Source organism: Paracoccus onubensis, assembly GCF_003591515.1.
In the GTDB taxonomy this organism is placed as follows: Bacteria; Pseudomonadota; Alphaproteobacteria; order Rhodobacterales; family Rhodobacteraceae; genus Paracoccus; species Paracoccus onubensis.
The window spans coordinates 105,931-126,544 of the sequence record NZ_QZCG01000003.1 but is presented as its reverse complement, the minus strand read 5'-3'; the positions used below and the strand labels follow the sequence as shown (position 1 = coordinate 126,544).

General features: G+C 60.4%; 23 protein-coding genes. 7 read left to right on the top strand and 16 right to left on the bottom strand.

What is annotated here, in order from left to right; all coding sequences use genetic code 11:
* The first annotated feature begins 70 nt into the window (after positions 1-70).
* Positions 71-1,042, top strand: coding sequence for a GHMP family kinase ATP-binding protein (locus D3P04_RS05620; RefSeq protein ID WP_119746776.1), 972 nt, complete (start codon positions 71-73; stop codon positions 1,040-1,042).
* Positions 1,039-2,073 carry a PLP-dependent cysteine synthase family protein gene (locus D3P04_RS05615; protein ID WP_119746774.1) on the top strand — a complete coding sequence of 345 codons (1,035 nt, stop codon included), beginning with the start codon at positions 1,039-1,041 and terminating at the stop codon, positions 2,071-2,073. Before D3P04_RS05620 ends, D3P04_RS05615 begins: the two co-directional genes overlap by 4 nt.
* 65 nt (positions 2,074-2,138) lie before the next feature.
* Here the strand turns inward: D3P04_RS05615 and D3P04_RS05610 are convergent, their stop codons facing one another.
* From D3P04_RS05610 to D3P04_RS05585, 6 genes are all read right to left on the bottom strand, one after another.
* The gene (locus D3P04_RS05610; protein ID WP_119746772.1) at positions 2,139-3,647 is read right to left on the bottom strand and encodes a tripartite tricarboxylate transporter permease; all 1,509 of its coding nucleotides are present in this window, start codon (positions 3,645-3,647) and stop codon (positions 2,139-2,141) included.
* On the bottom strand, positions 3,648-4,085 hold the full coding sequence (locus D3P04_RS05605) for a tripartite tricarboxylate transporter TctB family protein (RefSeq protein ID WP_119746770.1): 438 nt from the start codon (positions 4,083-4,085) through the stop codon (positions 3,648-3,650).
* A complete protein-coding gene (locus tag D3P04_RS05600; RefSeq protein ID WP_119746768.1) occupies positions 4,082-5,044 on the bottom strand; it encodes a Bug family tripartite tricarboxylate transporter substrate binding protein in 963 nt (320 codons plus the stop codon). The genes D3P04_RS05605 and D3P04_RS05600 overlap by 4 nt, the downstream gene beginning before the upstream one ends.
* A gap of 16 nt (positions 5,045-5,060) precedes the next feature.
* On the bottom strand, positions 5,061-6,251 hold the full coding sequence (locus tag D3P04_RS05595) for a threonine synthase (RefSeq protein ID WP_232844910.1): 1,191 nt from the start codon (positions 6,249-6,251) through the stop codon (positions 5,061-5,063).
* A gap of 116 nt (positions 6,252-6,367) precedes the next feature.
* Complete coding sequence (locus D3P04_RS05590) at positions 6,368-7,576, bottom strand: M24 family metallopeptidase (protein WP_119746764.1); 1,209 nt, start codon at positions 7,574-7,576, stop codon at positions 6,368-6,370.
* Positions 7,566-8,363: an IclR family transcriptional regulator gene (locus D3P04_RS05585; protein WP_119746762.1), complete on the bottom strand. Its 798-nt coding sequence runs from the start codon at positions 8,361-8,363 to the stop codon at positions 7,566-7,568. Before D3P04_RS05585 ends, D3P04_RS05590 begins: the two co-directional genes overlap by 11 nt.
* Positions 8,364-8,503: 140 nt before the next feature.
* On the opposite strand from D3P04_RS05585, the gene D3P04_RS05580 reads away from it, so the two are divergent.
* Positions 8,504-8,776 (top strand): helix-turn-helix domain-containing protein, encoded by a 273-nt coding sequence (locus D3P04_RS05580; protein ID WP_232844900.1) that lies wholly within the window; start codon positions 8,504-8,506, stop codon positions 8,774-8,776.
* A gap of 41 nt (positions 8,777-8,817) precedes the next feature.
* Here D3P04_RS05580 and tnpA read toward each other — a convergent pair whose 3' ends face one another.
* Positions 8,818-9,216, bottom strand: a complete 399-nt coding sequence (gene tnpA / locus D3P04_RS05575; protein ID WP_119746758.1) for an IS200/IS605 family transposase — start codon at positions 9,214-9,216, stop codon at positions 8,818-8,820.
* Between the two features lie 180 nt (positions 9,217-9,396).
* On the bottom strand, positions 9,397-9,657 hold the full coding sequence (locus tag D3P04_RS05570; protein WP_232844899.1) for a helix-turn-helix domain-containing protein: 261 nt from the start codon (positions 9,655-9,657) through the stop codon (positions 9,397-9,399).
* A 104-nt stretch (positions 9,658-9,761) separates the two neighbouring features.
* On the opposite strand from D3P04_RS05570, the gene D3P04_RS05565 reads away from it, so the two are divergent.
* The 3 genes from D3P04_RS05565 (at position 9,762) to D3P04_RS05555 (ending at position 12,198) form a co-directional block, all read left to right on the top strand.
* Positions 9,762-10,490: a helix-turn-helix transcriptional regulator gene (locus D3P04_RS05565; RefSeq protein ID WP_119746754.1), complete on the top strand. Its 729-nt coding sequence runs from the start codon at positions 9,762-9,764 to the stop codon at positions 10,488-10,490.
* Between the two features lie 74 nt (positions 10,491-10,564).
* Complete coding sequence (locus D3P04_RS05560) at positions 10,565-11,218, top strand: acyl-homoserine-lactone synthase (RefSeq protein WP_119746752.1); 654 nt, start codon at positions 10,565-10,567, stop codon at positions 11,216-11,218.
* Positions 11,215-12,198 (top strand): LysR family transcriptional regulator, encoded by a 984-nt coding sequence (locus D3P04_RS05555; RefSeq protein ID WP_119746750.1) that lies wholly within the window; start codon positions 11,215-11,217, stop codon positions 12,196-12,198. The genes D3P04_RS05560 and D3P04_RS05555 overlap by 4 nt, the downstream gene beginning before the upstream one ends.
* Here the strand turns inward: D3P04_RS05555 and D3P04_RS05550 are convergent.
* Genes D3P04_RS05550 through trbG form a run of 3 tightly spaced genes read right to left on the bottom strand, consistent with a single transcriptional unit; the run spans position 12,131 to position 14,460 of the window.
* On the bottom strand, positions 12,131-12,370 hold the full coding sequence (locus tag D3P04_RS05550) for a DUF2274 domain-containing protein (protein ID WP_119746748.1): 240 nt from the start codon (positions 12,368-12,370) through the stop codon (positions 12,131-12,133). The genes D3P04_RS05555 and D3P04_RS05550 overlap by 68 nt on opposite strands.
* A 3-nt stretch (positions 12,371-12,373) precedes the next feature.
* Positions 12,374-13,501, bottom strand: a complete 1,128-nt coding sequence (locus D3P04_RS05545; RefSeq protein ID WP_119746746.1) for a TrbI/VirB10 family protein — start codon at positions 13,499-13,501, stop codon at positions 12,374-12,376.
* Entirely contained in the window at positions 13,498-14,460 is a 963-nt protein-coding gene (gene trbG, locus D3P04_RS05540; protein ID WP_456299486.1) for a P-type conjugative transfer protein TrbG, read from the bottom strand. The genes D3P04_RS05545 and trbG overlap by 4 nt, the downstream gene beginning before the upstream one ends.
* A 57-nt stretch (positions 14,461-14,517) precedes the next feature.
* Here trbG and D3P04_RS05535 point away from each other — a divergent pair, with 57 nt between their 5' ends.
* Positions 14,518-14,883 (top strand): cupin domain-containing protein, encoded by a 366-nt coding sequence (locus D3P04_RS05535; protein ID WP_119747108.1) that lies wholly within the window; start codon positions 14,518-14,520, stop codon positions 14,881-14,883.
* 8 nt (positions 14,884-14,891) lie between these two features.
* Here the strand turns inward: D3P04_RS05535 and trbF are convergent, their stop codons facing one another.
* Genes trbF through trbE form a run of 5 tightly spaced genes read right to left on the bottom strand, consistent with a single transcriptional unit; the run spans position 14,892 to position 20,604 of the window.
* On the bottom strand, positions 14,892-15,581 hold the full coding sequence (gene trbF / locus D3P04_RS05530; protein WP_119746745.1) for a conjugal transfer protein TrbF: 690 nt from the start codon (positions 15,579-15,581) through the stop codon (positions 14,892-14,894).
* On the bottom strand, positions 15,578-16,936 hold the full coding sequence (gene trbL / locus D3P04_RS05525) for a P-type conjugative transfer protein TrbL (RefSeq protein WP_119746743.1): 1,359 nt from the start codon (positions 16,934-16,936) through the stop codon (positions 15,578-15,580). Before trbL ends, trbF begins: the two co-directional genes overlap by 4 nt.
* A 3-nt stretch (positions 16,937-16,939) precedes the next feature.
* Positions 16,940-17,227 (bottom strand): putative entry exclusion protein TrbK-alt, encoded by a 288-nt coding sequence (gene trbK-alt / locus D3P04_RS05520; protein WP_119746741.1) that lies wholly within the window; start codon positions 17,225-17,227, stop codon positions 16,940-16,942.
* Between the two features lie 18 nt (positions 17,228-17,245).
* The gene (gene trbJ, locus D3P04_RS05515) at positions 17,246-18,043 is read right to left on the bottom strand and encodes a P-type conjugative transfer protein TrbJ (RefSeq protein WP_119746739.1); all 798 of its coding nucleotides are present in this window, start codon (positions 18,041-18,043) and stop codon (positions 17,246-17,248) included.
* The gene (gene trbE, locus D3P04_RS05510; RefSeq protein ID WP_119746737.1) at positions 18,040-20,604 is read right to left on the bottom strand and encodes a conjugal transfer protein TrbE; all 2,565 of its coding nucleotides are present in this window, start codon (positions 20,602-20,604) and stop codon (positions 18,040-18,042) included. The genes trbJ and trbE overlap by 4 nt, the downstream gene beginning before the upstream one ends.
* Positions 20,605-20,614 lie beyond the last annotated feature (10 nt).

Genomic DNA, 20,614 nt, shown 5'->3' with positions numbered 1-20,614 from the left:
TGGCGAGTGACACTCACCGCCGGAAACATGCATCCTTACGCCATGGGGCGACACCCCTGGAGAGGATGTGATGATCTGGAAAAACCCGGCGGCATTAAGCGAGGCAGGCAGCGGTGTGCTCGGCATCGGTGATGGCAGCCGCCTCCAGGTCGGCGTTGGACGTGCCATGGGTCATCACGGAGAACTGCTGCAAGGTGTGTTCGAGGGTGAAGATGGACGATTGCTTCGCGGATTGGTGACTTTACCTCTGGACCGCCAGCAATCGCTCGCAACCTTCTGGCCCAGGGACCAGGGTGAGATACGCGCCCGCCCACCCGATCGGAAGAAGGCGGCGCGCGCGGCAGCATTGACCCTTGCACATCTCGGTTTCAGCAGGATGGCAGGCGATCTGACCATCGAAAGCGATATCCCGGTCGGTCATGGTTATGGATCGTCCACCGCCGATGTCATTGCCACGATCCAGGCGGTTGGCTCGGCTGCTGGCGTGGCATTGCGGCGCTCAACGATATGCCGGCTCGCGATCACGGCAGAAGGAGCAAGCGATGCTATTGCCCATCATGATCAGGCCGTTCTCTTCGCCCATCGAGAGGGAAAGATCATCGAGCATTTCGGCGGAGAGTTACCACCGCTCATCGTGATCGGAATCCAGACGGATTTCAGCCCGGTCGATACGCTGACCTTGCCGCCAGCGCACTATGATCATCAGGAAATCGAACAGTTTCGCGTTTTACGCGGATTGCTGTATCGCGCTGTACGGCAACAGGATCCCGTCCTGATCGGGCGGGTTGCGAGCATGAGTGCACATATCAGCCAGCGTCACTTGCCCAAACCGCGTTTCGACCAGGTCGCGCAACTCGCAAACACATATGGCGCATGCGGCGTGCAGGTCGCCCATAGCGGCACATTGATCGGAGCGCTGTTCGATGCCGATCAACGCGGGATCGGAACGCATATCGCCAGGTTCGTCAGAGCCCTTGAGCGAAACAGCCTCCACCGGATCACCGCCTTCACCGTGAATGTCGATGGTGGAATTCTCTCATGAAAATACAGCGAGATTTCCTCACCGCCTATGAACTTCCGCGTCCTGCACGGCTCGCATCCAATCTCTACGCCGCCTGTTTTCCACTGATGAAGCTCCTGCCGGCACGTTACATCTTGGAACGCGCTAAGGCTGACGGCAAACTTCTGCGTTGCGGGAAAGTCGCAGAAACGACGTCAGGTACGCTCGGGCTGGCCCTTGCCATGTTGTCAGCGACCGAAGGGTTCAAACTGACACTGATCAGCGCGACAAGCCTGATGGACGAACCGCTTATGAGCCGACTACGTAATCTCGGCACCCATATAGAGATTATCGAGGATCCAGTGGGATCGGGGGCACAACGTGAGCGTCTCACACGGCTTCAGGCCATTCTCGAAGAGCAGCCGGACACGTTCTGGCCCCGGCAATATGACAATCCCGATAACAGGCTGGCCTATGGCAAACTGGCCGAATGGATCACTCGCGCATTTGGCCAGGTCGATTGTCTTGTCGGCTGCGTTGGTTCCGGCGGATCACTCTGTGGAACTGGCGAATTCCTGAGAGACCTGTTTCCAGACCTGATCCTGATCGCCGTTGACACGCATCACAGTGTGCTGTTCGGACATGAGCCCGGCCCGCGCCTGCTCCGCGGCCTCGGCAATTCCCTCCTGCCGGCAAATCTCCACCATGACTTGATTGATGAGGTTCACTGGGTCGGCGCCCTGCCCGCCTTCGCATCGACACTTCAACTCTACCGGGAGCACGCCTTGTTCATGGGGCCCACCAGTGGCGCGGCCACATTGGTAGCGAATTGGTATGCGCGTGCCCATCCCGATGCGAAGATCGTCGTCATCCTGCCGGATGAAGGGCACCGATATCAGCATACCATCCATGATCGTGCCTGGCTTGCCCAGCAAGAAGGTTGGCCGGTCAGGCTTCCCGATGCGCCCGTGACGCTTGAAAGGATTACGGAGCGGTCGGAAAGTGAATGGACGCGTTTTGCCTGGGCGCGGATGCCGAGAAAAACTGACCGCAGAGACATCGACTCTTCATGATGGCTTCTCGCCTCCTCCCAAAACCATATCCGCGACTCCGCATGTACTCGTCTGTAGATTTGTCCTCATGACGCAACACCTCCAGAACGGCGCCAGCGGAGCTTTTGCAACAGTGGCAGAACTAATGTCATTCCCGCAATGACAAGAAAAGCCAGGCTGATCGGGCTCGTGACGAACAACATCGGGCTTCCAAATCCCAGGATCAGGCCTTGGCGAAGGTTCTGTTCGAGCAGCGAGCCAAGCAGAAAGGCCAGTAACAGCGGGGCCAGATCGAAGCCGCTTTTACGCAGAGCATAGGCAAGAAACCCACAGATGATGACGATGCCGACATCGAACATGCTGTTGTTGATGGAGAAGGCGCCAATGACACAGAAGATCAGGATCGCGGGAGCCATCATCGCAGGCGGGATCCGGAGCAGCAGGACGAACACGCGGATCAGCGGCACGTTGAGGATGATTAGCATGGCATTGCCGATCAACATGCTTGCAATCACGCCCCAAAAGAGTTCGGGATGATCGAAGATCAGCCGCGGCCCCGGCACGATACCCTGCATCAGCAATCCGCCCATGATGACACCGATCACCGCATTGGCAGGGATGCCCAGGCACAACAACGGAATGAAACTGGCCTGGGCCGCCGCGTTATTCGCGCTTTCAGGTCCGGCCAACCCCTCGATCGCTCCCTTTCCGAAGCGTTCGGGTTCTCGCGAAATTCGTTTCTCCATCACATAGCTTGCAAAACTGGCAATCAGGGCTCCGCCGCCCGGAAGAAGACCAAGAACGAACCCCAGCACCGTGCCACGCGCCATCGGCTTCCCCGATGCTCTCCAGTCCGAGGCATCCGGCAGAAGATCCCGGAGCCGGTAGCGCGCTGAAAGCGCCGACGTGAAGTCTCGCTTGCGTTCAGCGAGGATCAAGACTTCGCTCACCCCGAACATCCCCATGGCAAGCACTGCAACGTGCAGACCGTCCCGCAGATACGGGATGGAAAATGTGTAGCGCTCTTCCCCGGTAACCAGATCGACGCCCATGGTGGACAGCAAGAGACCGAGCGCCACCATGACCCAGGCCCGGATACGCGGCCCCTCGCCGATATTGGCGGCAAGCGTCAGGCCGAAGACGACCAAGGCGGTTTTCTCAACCGGTCCGAAGACCAGGGCCGCAGACGCAAAGCTCGGTCCGACCAGGGCAATCGCGAATGTCGCCACGATACCCGCGATAAAGCTTGCGAAAGCCGTAATCCCGAGCGCGACGCCCGCGCGACCGGATTGCGCCATCGGATATCCGTCGAAACAGCTGACAACGCTGGCCGCCTCACCCGGAACCCGAAGCAGGATCGATGCGGTCGAACCGCCATAGAGAGATCCATAGTAAATACCTGCCAGCAGAATTACTGCCGCGGTCGGATCCAGCATGATCGAAATCGGCAGGAGCAGGCTGATCGTCGCAGTCGGCCCGAGCCCCGGTAGAACTCCGATTGCGGTACCCAGCACAGAGCCCAGAAACGCAACTGCGAGGTTTGCGGGCTGGAGGACGACACCCAGTCCGGCCATTAGATTAGAAATACTGTCCATCTATTGGATCTCCATAAATCCGGGAGGAAGCGGTACACCAAGCAGATAGCGGAAGATGCCCCAGGACAGGCCCGCGAGCACAACAGCCACGGCAAACGCATGTCCCCGGGACCGATCTTCGATAAATCGCAATACCCCGCCGATAAGTCCAAATGTGGCAATAAGCGTCCCGAGCGGCTTCATAGCAATACCGAACCCGATAATTGCAACGGCGTATTGCCCGAGGCGCCTGAAATCGACTGGCCCATCGCCGTCTTCCGGGTTCCGGGTTTGAATCGCGGAAAATATGGCCGTGGCGCTTAGCAATATGCCTGTCGCGAAGGGAAATAATCCTGGCCCCGGTTGGCCCGAGGTCCAGATTCCGAGCCGCCATGCCATCGCGGCAGCCACAAGGCCAACCATCGCGAGAAGCGATGCGCTGATGCGAGACATGGTCATGGGCGCAACCCAAGCGCATCGATCTGCCGACCAATGTCACGATAACCATCAAGCACCGTCTTGGTGAAGCTAGCACTGTTGGAATAGATCTTATGCCCGTGAAGCGTTTGTAGAAAACCTTTATAGGAAGCGCTCTCGGTCATTTCTTCGACAAGTGTTTCCCACCAGGACACGATTTCTTCGGGTAAACCGGCCGGTCCGAGAAGGCCATAGGTCGCTGGAATCGCGAGAGGATAACCCCGCGATTTATACGTGGGCAGATCGGGCTGTTCCGCGATCGGATCCGGGCCGGTCTCGATCAGCAGGCGAATTGAACCGGCTTCGAGATGTGGGCCATAACCGGAAGCAACGACGGCATCGATATGGCCGCCCAGCAAGGCAGTGACGGCCTCGGCCCCGCCACCGAAGGGCACATAGGCCGACTCGACGCCTTCCTGGCGAAATGCGGCCTCGGTGGCAATATGCGCGATACCTCGAGGTGCCGCGGTTGACCATCTCAGCTTCCCTGGATTGGCCTTGGCATGATCGAGCAGCTCGTCCCATGTACCGAGTTGGCTATCATTGCGCACGAAGAGCGGGATCGAGATTCCAGCAAAGGCTGCAATATAAGTAAACGCCTTGAGGGGATCATATGCCACCTCCTGGAGATGCGGAGCCACCATAAACGGGCTCACCGAAAACAGCGCCAGAACCGATCCATCCGGCTCCGCGCGCGCAACCTGATCGCTGGCAATGGTTCCACCGGCTCCCGGACGAAAGTCGAGCGTGACAGGGAGCTCCCGAGTAGAATTCGCGTATTTTGCGACAGCACGGGCGGCCAGATCCCCGGCCCCACCGGCGGCGAATCCGACAATAATTGCCGGATCACGCGCCGGATAGGACGTTGCCGCCGCCAGCGCTGGAAGCGGCAACGTAACGCCGGCCATTGTCGCGCCGGCCAGAAAGCTTCGTCGATCCATGATATACCTCCTCCTTTTATACTCCAGACAGCTGATTACATGCTGGGTTCACGGGTCCTGCGAATCTCCTCTCCTGCCATCCACTCCCGGACAGGTATTCCCAGGCTTTCGCAACCGAGGCGAACGATCCATGGGGTGTTTCTTCCGGGGATGATCGCTCGACATCTTTCAACCCGCTTGCGGTCGCGATCACGACCACCCGGTCATCATGTTTGATGATGTTTTCATTTCGCAGCACTTCAATGGCGGCCAATGGCGCCACCGATGTCAGCTCAGTGAATATACCCTCTCTTGACGCCAGTTCTTCCTGCCAGGCAATCAGATTGGCGTTGCCGATCGTGACAGCCCGCCCCTCGGATTGCCGGAGCGCCTGCAGGGCCTGGAAAGTGCTGCGTGTGGCACCAATCGACACAGCAAGAGTCTCACCATTGGCGCGCATGTCAGAGACAAGATCATCACCACCGGCCAATGCCTTGCTCAGGGAACCATGCACCTCGGCCGCCACCAGCCGCGGCAAGTGCGAAATCTTGCCCTCGGCATATAGGTCCTGAAACCCCCACCACAGCCCCGCCAGCGCATCGCCATAGCAAACCGGCAAAACGCACCAGTCCGGAACCTCATCACCCAATTGCTCAACGATTTCATAAGCAAGGGTTTTATATCCTTCGACACCGGCTGGATGGCTGCCAACAACGGGCGCTCGGAAGGGCGAGGTAGCAAACCAGCCCTGTTCATCGACTCCTTCGGCAATGAAGGCCCACCGATCAGCTTTGTTTGTGAAGGGCACGATGATCCCTCCGGCTTTGCGGATTTGGGCCAGCATCGGACCGGTGGCACCGGCGAAGGTCGCGACGAGGCATGTCAGGCCGGCTCGCGCCGCATAAGCAGCAAGGGACGCTCCGGCATTCCCCGAAGAGGCTGTCGCCATAATGCGGGCACCCTGCCCCTTCGCAACCGACACAGCGACTGTCGAAAATCGATCCTTGTGCGACCATGTCGGATTACGGCCCTCATCCTTGACATAGAGATAGGCGAGTCCAAGTCGATTTCCGATGCCAGGGGCTCTGATAAGCGGAGTCAGGCCCTCGCCCAGAGAAACGGCATGGTCTTCAGGACAAGGAAGGCGATTGGCATAGCGCCAAAGCGAAGGAAGCTCTGCTCCAGTGGATATGGAACTCGCCTGTTTACCCGGCGCCTTTCCCTGCATCACGCGCAGATTCGCAGGGGCATCCTCGTAACAGGCCGGACAACCACGTGAGTCGATCGACAGCTTGTCGGAATATCGCGCTCCACAGCGAATACAGATATAGCCACGCCCCATGTTCATGGCTCGACCTCGATGAGATCACCGCTTGTCGCCATCAGCCGCTCGGCGCCATCGGAGCGCACCACGAGCATGTCCTCGACCTGAAGTCCCCACCGACCGAGCTCGTAATAGGGCGTTTCGACACAGAGGACCATTCCGGCTTCCAGAACCTCGTCACTGGTCGCCGTCAATGCCGGGGCGTCATATCCATCTATGCCTATCCCGTGCCCAACATGGCTGCGGCGATAGTGAGCGATACCTTCGCGGCGCACCGTTTCGACTGCTGCCTCGAATATCGATGAAACTCGGACACCGGGGCGGATTAGCTCACAGGCCCGCTCGACACCCTTGAGAAGCGCGCGGTGGTAACGGCGTACATCACCCCGAGGTTCGCCGAATGTCGCGATGCGAGCAATATCGGCCCGATAATGACCATAGCGTCCACCCACGTCAAAACGAATGACATCCCCCCTCGCAAGCTTGCGTTCCGAGGGTTGAACATTGGGCAGCGCACTTCTCTCGCCAAATCCTATGCAGCCGAGAACGGGAACAGCATCATCCGCAACCGTTCGGGCATGGAAGGCTCGCGCGAGTTCGATCTCGCTCACCCCCTCTCGCGCGATCTTCAGCGCCGCCCTGATCGAGCACTCCGTGATGTCGGCAACCCGCGCCAACCGGGCGATTTCTTCTGGTGTCTTGATCGCGCGTACTTTCCGGAGCAGAGTTGCCGCAGGGGTGAATTTTGCTTCTGGCAGGTGCTCACGGAGTTTCTCCATCTGCCCCGGCAGGAGTCCGATTTCGTCGATGCCGATACGGGCAGACGCCAGCCCTGCCTCCGAGATCCCCGTTACAAGCGCAGCGAGGCCGTCCGCGTTGTCGGGTGTCCCCATCTGGTCGACAAGCCGTTGCGTGGTGGGGTCCAGGGCGGCATCCGGATCGCGATCGAGGTGAAAGCTGCCGAAGCGGCGAATATTGCTCACCCAGATTTTCTGATCCGCCAGGAGATCGAGCGTGGAAGAACTGGTAATGATTTCCGGTTCCACATGACCGGGCCCAGGCCATAACACATAGGCTTGCGGGCCACGGCGTATCCATTGTGGCAATGCCCAGAAGCCGCTCATATAGGTGACATTTTCTGGAGAAGTCGCCACGATCACGTCAAGTTCGGCGTCAGCCATCAGATTGTGCAGGCGATCATGGTTCAGCAACGCAGTGTCAGGCAGCATGATGAGGTCCCTTCTCGCCGGATCTACCATTCGCACCGCTTCCGAGCCCAGCTGATATGCGCGCGGCCGCCGCGGCCACGCGCTCTCCCAACTCGGCAATTTCAGTTTGCGGTCCGACTGAACGTGGATATGCGACACTGATCGCGGCAATCACGTTATGATCCGCGTCCCATACCGGCGCTCCGATCGAGATCACCCCCAGAATATTTTCGTCGAGCGAGGTTGTGTAGCCGACGGCGCCTGCGGCCTGAAGCTGGGCAATCAGACGCTCTGGTTCCGTGACCGTGCGTGGCGTCAGTTTTTCCAGCGGCGCCTCTGTCAGGAACGCGCGAAGAGCCTGATCGGGCAATCCGAGAAGCAGGGCCTTGCCCAATGCCGTGGAATGCAATCTCATCGGCTCCCCCGGCGCGGAACGGATGACGACCGGGCTGCTGCTTTGCACGGTGAGGAGATACATTCCGGCTGATTTGCCGCGCACTCCAAGGAACGCGTTGAAACATCCTTCGGCGGCCAGTGCCTGGAGTTCCGGATCGGCCAGTTCAATCAACCGATCCTTCTTGAGCAGATGTTGGGCGAGCACCAATACGCCATAGCCCAGGCCATAACGACGGGTTTCAACATTCTGATCGACATATTCATGTTCAGCCAGCGTATTCAGAATTCTCTGGACGGCGGGTGCACTCAACTCCAGCCGTCTGGCAATTTCACGCACGCCGAGCGGTTCACCTGACGATTTCAGCACCTCCAGCACTGACAAACCGCGATCCAGGGAAAGACTACCAGACATTTACTGTTCCTTATTTAGGAATACTGTTCCGATATATATCATTCAAGCGCATCATCGTATCCTGTGTCAAGAACGAATGTTCACTATAGTGTGTCGCTCTAAAGTGTGCGTGCTGAGATCTAGGCTGGATGGATATCCGCGTGACCGTCGGTCTCAACATTCAGCGCCTCAGGCGCGCACGGGAAATGTCGCAGGAGGAATTATCCCTGCGTTCCGGTTGCACACGCGGTTATCTGAGCGGCATTGAAACAGGGAAGAAGAATCCGTCGATCCTGTTTCTTGCCAAACTGGTCAAGGCACTGAAGAGCGACATGACAGAGTTTTTCATCCCGCCGACCAAGCAGGAAACGACGAAGAAAACTTTGGCCAGAAAGAAACCTGCTTCCACCAAGAAGAGGATAGCTTCCTCTTGATAATCAATCAGTGAACGACACACCGGCTGACGCCGGTGGCATCATTTGGCGGAATGTAATTCCAAGTACTGCATGATGATGTCGTCGGTGACATTGCCCGAAGTGGTGGAGAAATATCCGCGCGCCCAGAATCGCCTGCCCCAATAGCGCTTGCGCAATTCCGGGAATTCCATCTGGATGCGACGCGACGACCGGCCCTTGATCCGCTGCATGACATCCGACAGCGACAGCTTCGGCGGGATCGACAGGAACATGTGGATATGGTCTCGCGCCAGCACGCCGCGCACGATGTGAACTCCCATTTCGTCACAGGTCTGACGGATGATCACCTTGATACGTTCCCGCATCGGGCCCTGCAGCACCTTGTAGCGGTATTTCGTGACCCACACGACGTGGAACCTGTGGTAAAATCGCGTGTGCGCGGATGACGAGTAGCGCATGATCCTTCTCCCCGGAATCTGAAGCCATACCGCCCAGGCGGGTTTCAGATTCCGGGGAGAAGGATCAAAGATAAATACGCTGAAGCGGACCGGCTGGAAGCCGGTGGTTTAAATCCAATTCGTGGAAAATTAATTAATTCCAAACGGGCAGCCTCTCGCTGCCTAACCAGATTGATCGCGTTATCTGTGTGCCGGCAGCTCGCGCCGTAGAAACCATTCAACATCGACCTGCAGCGCCAATGCGACGGCTTCCAGCGTATCGACCGTGGGGGAATTTTCTTCGCGCTCGAGTTTACCGATGTAATTTCGATCAAGGCCCGCAAGATCCGCCAGCTGCTCCTGCGTCAGGCCGGATGCCTGACGAAGCAGTCGGAGATTTCGTGCGACGACGGTTCTGAGCCTCATTGCGAGAATGAGCCAGCAGCACGATTTTTTCTCCACCTAATATAGTACGCATTCGTATGCTGCCACCTTGTCGCCCGGAGATGACCCTAGGTAACCTGTTCATGTTGCTCTTGGATTTCACTCGGCCAACGGCGTGACTGATGACACAAAAGAAGCTCCTCAACCTCCTTCAACTCGTCGAAACAGTCGACGAGGCAGGAGATGTCGATGAGGTCGTCTCCGCTCTTTGCCGCAGCCTTGAGCTATACGGTTTTGATGCCTGCCTGATTACGAACCTGCCGATGCGCCGGAGGGATCATTGGCACGAGCATATCCTGGCCAATCGTTGGCCCGAGGAATGGTTTATACGTTACAATGCCTCCGGGCATTATCGCCATGATCCTTGCGTCACACGTTGCTGCCAATCCGCGGCTCCCTTCACCTGGAGCGACGTTCGGCAGGAATCTCTGGAAGACGCCGCGATCAAAGTCATGGAAGAGGCACATGAGTTTGGTCTTCTGCAAGGCATCTGCGTGCCTCTCCACACGCCATTCGCTCCACCCGCCGTCGTGAGCATCGCCGGGGAAAACAGCGAGATCGCGCAGCAGGCCATATCGTCCCTGTCCATCATTGCACGCCATGCGCTAGAAACAATCTTGCGCTTCCTATTGAGTACGAACGAGCCACCCCAATCGCACCTTTCCAGGAGGGAGCGCGAGGTCTTGCAGTGGATCGCCGAAGGAAAAACGGCTTGGGAAGTCTCCCGGATCCTGTCCCTTTCCGAGCATACGGTGCTGACGCATCAACGTAATGCCAAGCAAAAGCTGGGGGCTGCAAACACGGTCCATGCCGTTGTCAAAGCCTTCCTGAGGCACGAAATCCATCCCTGATCAATCGCCAGATCTCGGTATGGTGACCTGAAACCGCCCCGTCATACTCGTCGGATATGCAGGGGAGAAATGCCATGTTCCATGTCCGCGCCATCGATCGCTCAAACAAGCATCTCTATCTTGATCAGCTCGAGCAACATTTCCGGATCAGACATGATATCTATGTAGGCGAACGGGACTGGCAGGATCTCAAGCGTCCCGATGGCCGGGAAATCGATGCATTCGACAATGACGACGCCATCTACCTCCTCGGGATCACGGCAGATGACCGGGTGGTCGCCGGTTCACGACTTGTGCCCAGCCTGAAGCCGCATCTGATGAGCGACGTTTTTCCGCAACTCGCGCCCAACGGGATCCCACGGGACACCGATTTGTTCGAGTGGACACGCATTTTCGTCATCCCGGCCTTACGCAGGCCAGGTCGTTCCTGTCTCGCGGCAGGCATCATGTATTGCGGTTTGCTCGAATACTGCCTTCAGCAATCCATTCACCGCTTGTCCGGCGTCTGTGAAACCTACTGGATTGCTCGCCTGACCCAACTTGGCTGGCGACCAGAGCCACTTGGCCCGCCCATTCATTACCAAGGGGAAACCATCATCGGAATCACGGTCGAGATGTCTGTCAATGCCTTTGAGATGACTCGCCGGGCCTATGATATCAAGCATACAGTTCTCTGGGAGAAGCATCCGCCGATGTCAGCGACCCGGAGGTCCGAACAAACATCATGACGGATCTGACTTGGGCGGTGCAAATGCGTCATATTCGCTATGTCCTGGCGGCTGCGGATCATGGCAGCTTCCGCAAGGCAGCCGCGATCCTCAACATCCAGGAATCCGCGATCAGTCGCCGCGTTCGAGACCTGGAAGCCTGGCTGGGCACGCCCCTGTTCATTCGCAATCCGGGCGGGGTTCAGTTGACGCCTGCCGGTCATCAGTTCGTGTTTCATGGGCGCAGGACAATTGCTGAAATCAGATCCGTGCAAAGTGAGATCAGCACGATCGGCAAGGGGCAGACAGGCAAACTGCATATCGGGATCTTTTCATCTTTGGCATCCGGATTTCTCTCCGATCTCATCCAAAAATTCAGAACCCGGCACAGGGCGATACATCTGTGCTACGTAGATGGAAATTCCACCGGAAACATCGCAGCCGCCCTGCGACAGCAACGGCTCGATGTCGCCTTCGTTATCGCCCCCTCCCGGAGTGAAGGCTGCGAGAGCCGGCGTCTCTGGAATGAACGGCTTTTCGCGGCACTCCCCGTGGGGCATCCTCTCGCAAGGCGCATCGAGATTTATCTCGGCAGCTTGACGGATGAGACCTTCATTATCAGCGACACACCACCAGGTCAGGAGATTCATGATCACCTGATTCAGCGGTTTGCAACTCTCGGCCGCCGCCCGATCATCCGATATCAGGATGTAGGACGGGATAATCTCATGTTATTAGTCGCCCTGGGTCATGGGGTAACGCTGACAAGTGAAGCCACGACCGGCGCTTATTTTCCCGGCGTCACGTACCGCCCCGTGATAGGGGAGACTCTCTCATTCAGTGTGATGTGGTCGCCCAAAAACACCAATCCGGCACTGCATCTGCTGCTTGACCTCGCCCGATCCATGTCCGAGATCACCGGACGATCAGAGGTTACCTCCTCATCTGCTGGTTCGAGGTTGATCGCTGCGCCTTCGCGAAGCCACGATCCGTCGCGATGAATTTTTCCAGCATGGGCACGATGAGTCGCACAGGCTCAACGGATCCTTGCCCGCCGTCCCGGCCAAGAATCTCGCCATAGGAAACAAGGTCCCGATAGAGGCTGGCGGGCAGTTCCACCGTGATTTTCACCGGCTTGACGTCCTTGATCGGCGCGAGTTTCAGTTGTGTCATGAATCATTCTCCTGCGTTTTCGAATACCAGATCCCGGATCACGAGCACCCGCACAGGAAAGCCCGGCCGGATGGTCAGTGTCGGTTCCACCTGCAATTGCCGCTGGACGATCTGTTGCCCGGTCTCATTGATGGTGTCGACGGCGCCTTCGCGGATGGCGCGGGTCAGGCGGTCCTCGTCGTCACTCGCAAACTCGGCGCTGGCGGCGAGCAGCGTGGACAAACCGGCCCCCTTCATCAGATCCCACCAGTGGTAATCGACACCATCCTCCAGCCCGCCAAAGCCGCTCGCATCCGCACCCGGCAGGCGCTCCAGCACGAGGGAGCGGCCATCCGGGAAAATCAGCCGGTTCCACACCAGCAGCACCCGGCGCTGCCCGAAACTGACGCTGTCATCATATGCGCCGATGAGCCGCGTGCCCTGCGGGATCAGCAGGATCGAGCCCGTTGGGCTGTCATAAACGGGCTCGGTGACCTGGGCGGTGATCTGGCCAGGCAGATCGGAACGGATACCAGTAATCAAGGCGGCTGGAATGACTGACCCCGCCTGCAGGATATAGGGCGAGGCCGGCGGCGTGATCCGATCCGAGGCCACTGCTTGCCGGTCGATGGGGCTATCAAGGAAAGCCTGGTGCCCGTCCTGCGCCCCTGCTGAATCGGATCGTCCTGCGAGTCCCGCGAAACTCGTGGTGGCCCCTGACACATTGCCGGTATCCGGCCCGGTCTGAAAGAACACGCCACTCAGCCGCGCGGCCTCCTCCTCGGCGCGGCGTCGTGCTTCCTCCGGATCGACGGTGGGCGTGGTGATTGGAGGCGGGTCTACCGGCTTCCCTTGTTTCCGAGCCTTCAGGATCGGGCCGCCAAGATCGCCGGGCAATGCCGGCCCGAGCACCGGGCCGGTATAGTCGGAGGGCAGGTCGGCAAGTCCATCCGCCGTGGTACGGTTTTGGGTCGAATAGAGTTCCTCACCGCCCGGTGCTGCCTCTCGGCTCTGCAGCGCATAGATCAGTGCCCCGCCGATCCCCAGCAACACAGCGGCGCCGACGCCGAGGAGCAGTTTTCGGGACAGGCGGGTGACCCGCGGCGGGTTCGGGTGCAATCGCATCCGCGCGGCAATGTCCGCCCTACTCATGACCTCCCCCCATGACGCGCAGTACCTGCCTTCGCGGCCTTCACCTGTGTCCTTTCAATCCGGACGATCCGCACCACCTGCTGGCGATCACCACTGCCGAGACGCAGCTCGGCGGTTGCAAACAACCGGTCCACGATCAGGACGTTGCGGGAAACGCGGCTGTTGACGATCTGCGGCTCGCCATCGGGTCCCAGCACGAAGATCGGCGGCATTTCACCCTGCACGATGCCGGGTGGAAAGACCACATAGGCATGGCGGCCATCATCGAAGACGGAGACAGGCCGCCAGGGAGGGCTGTCGCCCGGGATCTGCAGTCCGTAGCGGTAATTCCGGGCCGAGACTGCGGGGATGGCGGGCTGCGCCGGCGTGACGCGCCGTGTGACCCTCAACTGCGGATAATCCCATGAGACAGCCGGCATCCAGGTCTCCTCGCTGGCGCGCAGCTCGATCATGTAGCTGCGCCGGTCGGTGCTGATAACCAGGTTCGTCGAGATATCTGGCCGGGTCGGCTTCACCAGCACATGGGTGCGGGCACCTGCACCGGAGCCGCTTGTCGTATCGCCGATGATCCAGCGGGTGGTATCACCCGCCGCGATCGGTCCGGCATCGGTGAGTTTCTCGCCCGGCTCCAGCGCGATATCGGTGATTTTTCCAGGCGCGGCATAGATCTGGTAGAGCGCGCCTTCCGACCAGGGATAGATCTGGATGGAATTGTAATAGCCTTCGCGGCGTGGCTCGACCCGGGCGGCGGCATTGGCGTTCGCGACCTGCGAAGCCGGCGCTTTCGCCATCGCGCCGCCCTTTGCCGGTGTCCAGGCGGGCGGTGTGTGCAAGGGTTCGGGCGGCGCGTCCGCCTCCGTCACGGCAGGCGACTCCGCCAAGGGCGGCACATGATCGTCATAGCTGAATGGCGGCGGTTTGTTCGCGGCACAACCGACCAGGGCCAGAGTGGCAAACACGATGCTCAATCCGTATATGACATGCTGACGAAACAGTCTTAGAGGCAGGGGCAAAAGATGGTGCAACATGGAGATATCGCTGCGAAGTTTTCGCTTTTCTCGGAACATTGGCGCCCGAAGGTGATCGCAAGCCTCAACGGGCAGGAGGTGAAAGTGGTCAAGGTTCAGGGCGTCTTTCCATGGCATCAGCATGAGGATTGCGAGGAAATGTTTCTGGTCTGGAAAGGACGTTTCCGGGTGGAGTTTCGTGACAGGATTTGTGATATGGGCCCAGGAGAGTTTGTTGTCGTTCCGCGCGGTGTCGAGCACCGCACCGCAGCCGATGAGGAAGCGGAAATTCTGATCTTCGAACCAGCTGAGGTCCTGAACACCGGCAATGTCACCGATGAGGCATTCACAGCCCCACGAGGCGTGACGATCTGAACCTGTCCTCATTGGCTCATCTCCCGCGACCAGTTGATGGCATTGACATAGATGCCGAGCGGATTGGCGCGCAGGCGCTCGGCATCGCGCGGAGTCTGGATGACGATAGTCAGTATCGCGGTCCAGCGCTCGGTGCCCGAATGCTGGCCGTTCTCGTAGTGACGCTCGGTCCAGGCGACACGAAAGCTGTCCGGCGAGGCCCGGATCACGGATGAGACCTCCACGGAGATCTGCTCCTCGCCAACACGGGCGAAGGGATCATTGGCACGGGCGTAATCATTCAATGCCGCCGCACCCCGATCCGTGGTGAACTCATAGGCGCGCAGCCAGTTCTGCCGCAGGATCACCGGATCGGCAGGCAGCCCACGGGTCTGCTCGATGAAACGGCCGAGATGGAAGGCGATCTGGGGGTCGGTCGGCCGGTAATCGGCCTCGGCGGGTGCCACCGCCTGAGCTTCGCCCAGCGCATCGACCTGCACCACCCAAGGCACCACGGTGCCACGCGCCGATTGCCAGATCAGCGCTGCGGCGAAACCACCTGCCAGCAGCAGGCAGAAGAAGGCCATGAAGCGCCAGTTTTTCGCCTGCACCCGGGCCGAGCCGATCCGCTCGTCCCAGGCCTGTGCGGCCTTCTGATAGGGCGTCACCGGTTCCGAGGCCTTGCCGTAATGCGTGGTCGGGCGTCTGAAGATATTCATGAGCGGGTACTTTCGGAGAGATTGACGGAGGCACCGGGGCCATGGCTGTCACCTGCGCGCAGGGCGTGGGCCGTAACCCGGGCGCCGTGGCCCAGTCCCGGATGGCGGCGCAAGCGCTGCGCCCAACCGGGCGCGTTGCTGAGGGAGGTTGAATTACCGGACGTGGAAGCCTCGCTTCCGCCCAGCGTCCCCATGGTGGAACTGCCGCCAGTCGCCATGACACTGCTTTTGGCACCCTGCGCATAGCTGGTCTTCATGCTGTCTGCGGTGCGGGAGGCGGCATGCTTGAGCGGAGACGAGATCGCGCTTCCGGCAGCGCGCCCAATCCCGCCCATGCCCGCGGCGGTGCCGCCAATTCCGGATTGTCCCCCGGTCCCGAGCCGGTAGGCGGTGGAGGCGCCGCCGGCAAGGGCCGCTCCACCCCGGGCGGCAGCCGCAGTTCCGGAAAGCGCGGCCGCGCCACCGCCAGCCGCGAGCATAGCTGCACCGCCTGCGGCCACAGCCGCGCCGCCCACTGCCAGCCCGGTGCCGGCTGCGGCGCCTGCGCCGAGTTGCGGGCCGCCGGAGACCAGCCCGGTGGCGATGCCGGGGCCGAAGATCCCGAGGCCCAGTAGCGACAGCGCCGCCAGCACGATGGCCATGGCCTCGTCGATACTCGGGCTGATGCCACCGAAGCCTTCGGTGAACTGGCCGAACAGCGTCGAGCCGATGCCGATGATGACCGCGAGCACCAGCACCTTGATGCCGGAGGAGACGACATTGCCCAGCACCCGCTCGGCCATGAAGGCGGTCTTGCCGAAGAGCCCGAAGGGAATGAGCACGAATCCGGCCAGCGTGGTCAGCTTGAATTCGATCAAGGTGAAGAAGAGCTGCACGGCGAGGATGAAGAAGGCGAGGATCACCAGCACCCAGGCAAAGAGCAGGCAGGCGATCTGGATGAAATTCTCGAAAAACGCCACCCAGCCCATCAGATCGGATATGCTTTCCAGCAAGGGCCGTCCGGCATCGAGCCCGGTCTGGGCGACCCGGCCGGGCCGCATCAGATCCTCGACGGAAAACCCGGTGCCCGACGCCATGAGCCCGAGCCCCGCGAAACTCTCGAAAACAATTTTGGCGAGACTGTTCCAGTTGGAGATCAGGTAAGCGAAGATGCCGACAAAGAGGGTCTTCTTCACCAGCCTTGCCACGATATCATCCTCGGCGCCCCAGGCCCAGAAGAGCGCGGCCAGCGTCACATCGATGACGATCAGGGTGGTGGCGATGAAGGCGACCTCGCCGCCCAGCAAGCCGAAGCCGGAATCGATATAGTCGGTGAAAACCCCTAGGAACTCATCAATGACGCCCGTACTCTCCACGGTTCACTGCCCCTCGTTATCCAGCGGAAGGGCGGGGCCTGCGTCGCGTCCGAGAAAGCGATCCCGGGTCTCGGCCCAGACGCGCAGGCATTCTTCGTCCTTCGCGGCCGCCTCCCCCATCTCCTGGCAGCGGCGCTGTTCCGCGCGCAGCGGATCCTCGGGCAGCAGACGAATTGCCGGTTCCGGTGTCTCCGGCAGATCGCCAGTCTCCTGTAACCGGATCACGGTCACCGTCATGGCCACGGCCAGCAGAAGGATGGCGAGGGTGCGCGGCCAGAAAGGATCATGCATGGCACTCACCTGCTGTCATTATTCATTGAACATGCGGGCATGGCCCGGCTGATAGCCGCTGCCGGGCGTAAGAAACCGCTCGCGCTGGACGCGACCCTGCTCGGCGGCGGTGGCGCGTTCGGCCTCAAGAAGCGCTTCTGATCGGCCATTGGCCGACATCACCGCAACCAGGTCGGAGAGCTGCTGCGATTGTAGCGCCAATAACTGGTTGCCGGCCTGTGTAGCCTGGAGCGCCCCCACGGCCTTCTGGCTTTCACCGACCAGCGCCGACATCTCCGCTCGGTTGCTGTCGATATTGCCGACGACGCCGGCCTGTACGCGCATCGCGTCCTGCAACCCGCCGATAGTGGTCTCCCAGCGCGACCGGGCATCGGCGATCAATTCGGCCTCGGGCGCGTTTACAGGCAGATTGCCATAATCCTCCCGGAATTTTTTGTCGATCTCCTGGACGTCGAAGGCGATATTCTGCGCCTGTCCGAGCAGTTGCTGGGTCTGCTGAACATTCTGTTGCAGCTGCTGGATCGCGCTATAGGGCAGGCTTTCGAGATGGCGGGCCTGGTTGGTCAGCATCCGCGCCTCGTTCTGCAGCGAGGTGATCTGGTTGTTGATCTGCTCGAGCGCGCGTGCCGCCGAGAGAATGTTCTCGGCATGGTTCTGCGGGTCATAGACAATGAGGGGTCCTCCGCCGAGGCCGAAAAAGGCGTGGGCGGGTGAGGTGATAGCCGGCATGGTGAGTGTCATGGCAAGGACCGTGGCACCCACCACGCGAAATCTGCGGCGTCCGTGATGGAGGTTGGGTTTCCTTTTGCCTGTCATCGATTGATCTCCTCGTCGTTCGTGTCCTCTTCCCCGGCGAAATCGGCGTTGGACTGAGCCGGAATGGCCTCGTCCTTTTCGGGCACCCCTGCATCATCGGACAGCGGTCCGGTTTCCGCTTCAGGTTCCGCAGGTGCGAGATTGGTGAGATCGGGGATGAGATCGGCGGCCCATTCAACGCCTCGAACCATGAGCCAGGCCGCCAGAAACCCCTCACGGCCATGTTCGGCAAGAATCCCGGAGATCAGCGTCTGGTCAGATTTGGACGAGGCGGCACAGAGCGCCAGCCCAACCTCCGAAAGCCCCAGTTCGAAGAGCCGGTTGCCGCGGCGCGACTGGCAGTAATAATCGCGTTTCGGCGTGGCCCGGGCAAGGATCTCGATCTGCCGTTCGTTGAGGCCGAAACGACGATAGACACGCAGGATCTGCGGCTCGATGGCGCGCTCGTTCGGCAGCAGCAACCGCGTCGGGCAACTCTCGATGATCGCGGGCGCGATGACGGAACTGTCGATATCCGAGAGCGACTGCGTGGCGAAGATGACGGAGGCGTTCTTCTTCCTGAGCGTCTTCAGCCACTCGCGCAGCTGATCGGCGAAACCCTCGTCATCCAGCGCCAGCCAGCCCTCATCGATGATCAGCAATGTCGGGCGGCCATCGAGCCGGTCACCGATCCGATGGAAGAGGTAGGAGAGCACGGCCGGCGCCGCGCCGGTGCCGACCAGCCCCTCGATCTCGAACGCCTGGACATCCGAACTGCCCAGGTACTCGAACTCGGCATCGAGCAGCCGCCCGTAAGCCCCGCCGATGCAATACGGCCGTAGCGCCTGTTTCAGATCATTCGCCTGCAGCAGCACCACGAGCCCGGTAAGGGTCCGCTCGCTAACCGGCGCCGAGGCCAGCGAGGTCAGAGCCGTCCAGAGATGCTCCTTGACTTCAGGAGCGATAGGGATGCCTTCACGCATCAGGATGGCGGTGAGCCAGTCTGCCGCCCAGGCGCGTTCATGGGGCTCGCTGATGCGCGCGAGCGGCTGCAGTGAGATGGAAGCCTCCTCGCTTTCCGTCAGGCCACCGCCGAGATCATGCCAGTCACCTCCCATGGCCAGCGCCGCCGCGCGGATCGAGCCGCCGAAATCGAAGGCGAAGACCTGGGAACGCTCATAACGCCGGAACTGCAGCGCCATCAGCGCCAGCAGCACCGATTTTCCCGCGCCGGTGGGGCCGACGACCAGCGTGTGTCCGACATCGCCGACATGAAGGGAGAACCGGAACGGGGTCGCACCTTCGGTCCTGGCATAGAACACAGGGACGTCATCGAGATGCGCGTCCCGGCCCTCGCCCGCCCAGACGGCGCTGAGCGGGATCATATGGGCGAGATTCAATGTGCTGATCGGCGGCTGGCGGATATTGGCATAGGCATGGCCGGGCAGCGAGCCGAGCCAAGCATCCACCGCATTGACCGTTTCCGGCATGGCGGTGAAATCACGGCCCTGGATCAGTTTTTCCGCCAGCCGCAGCTTCTCGTCGGCGCGATTGGCGTCCTCATCCCAGACCGTGACGCTGGCCGTCACATATGCCATACCCGCGCTATCGGCCCCAAGTTCCTGCAGCGCCATGTCGGCATCGGCGGCCTTGTTGGCGGCATCACTGTCCACGAGGGTGGATTGTTCATTGGTCATCACCTCCTTCAGGATCGCGGCGATCGACTTGCGCTTGGCGAACCATTGCCGCCTGATCTTCGTCAGCAGCCTTGTGGCATCCGTCTTGTCCATGAGAATGGCACGGGCCGACCAGCGATAGGGAAAGGCCAGCCGGTTCAGATCATCGAGAATACCGGGTGTGGTCGCACCCGGAAAACCGGTGATGGTCAGGACCCGCAGATGATGTCCGCCCAGACGCGGCTCCAACCCGCCGACAAGCGGCTGATCGGCCAGCAGCGCATCGAGATGCATCGGCACCTCCGGTATACGCACGCGCTGCCGGTTGGTGGAAATCGTTGAATGGAGGTAGGTGAGCGTCTCGCCATCATCGAGCCAGCGGCATTCCGGCATGAACCCGTCCAGCAATGCCAGCACCCGGCTGCTGCGGTCCTGAAATCCGCGCAGCAATTCCCACGGGTTGACGCCCGAGCTCTCGCGGCCCTCATAGAGCCAGGATTCCGCCCGCGCCGCATCCTCGGCGGGCGGCAGCCAGAGAAAGGTGAGGTAATAGCGGGAGTCGAAATGTGCGCTGTCCTCCTCAAAACCGGCTTTCCGCTCCGCATCGAGCAATGCCGAGGCGGCATCGGGAAACATGCTGTCGGGATAACTGGCGGCCGCGCTGCGTTGTGCCTCGACGAAGATTGCCCAGCCTGAGCCCAGGCGGCGGAAGGCATTGTTGATGCGGCCAGCGGCGGCGACCAGTTCAGCCGCCACGGCGGAGTCCAGATCCGGCCCGCGGAACCGCGCCGTGCGCTGAAAGCTGCCATCCTTGTTCAGGACCACGCCCTGACCCACCAGCGCCGCCCAGGGCAGGTAATCGGCGAGCCTCGTGGCATGGCGGCGATATTCGGCGAGATTCATCATGACCACGCCT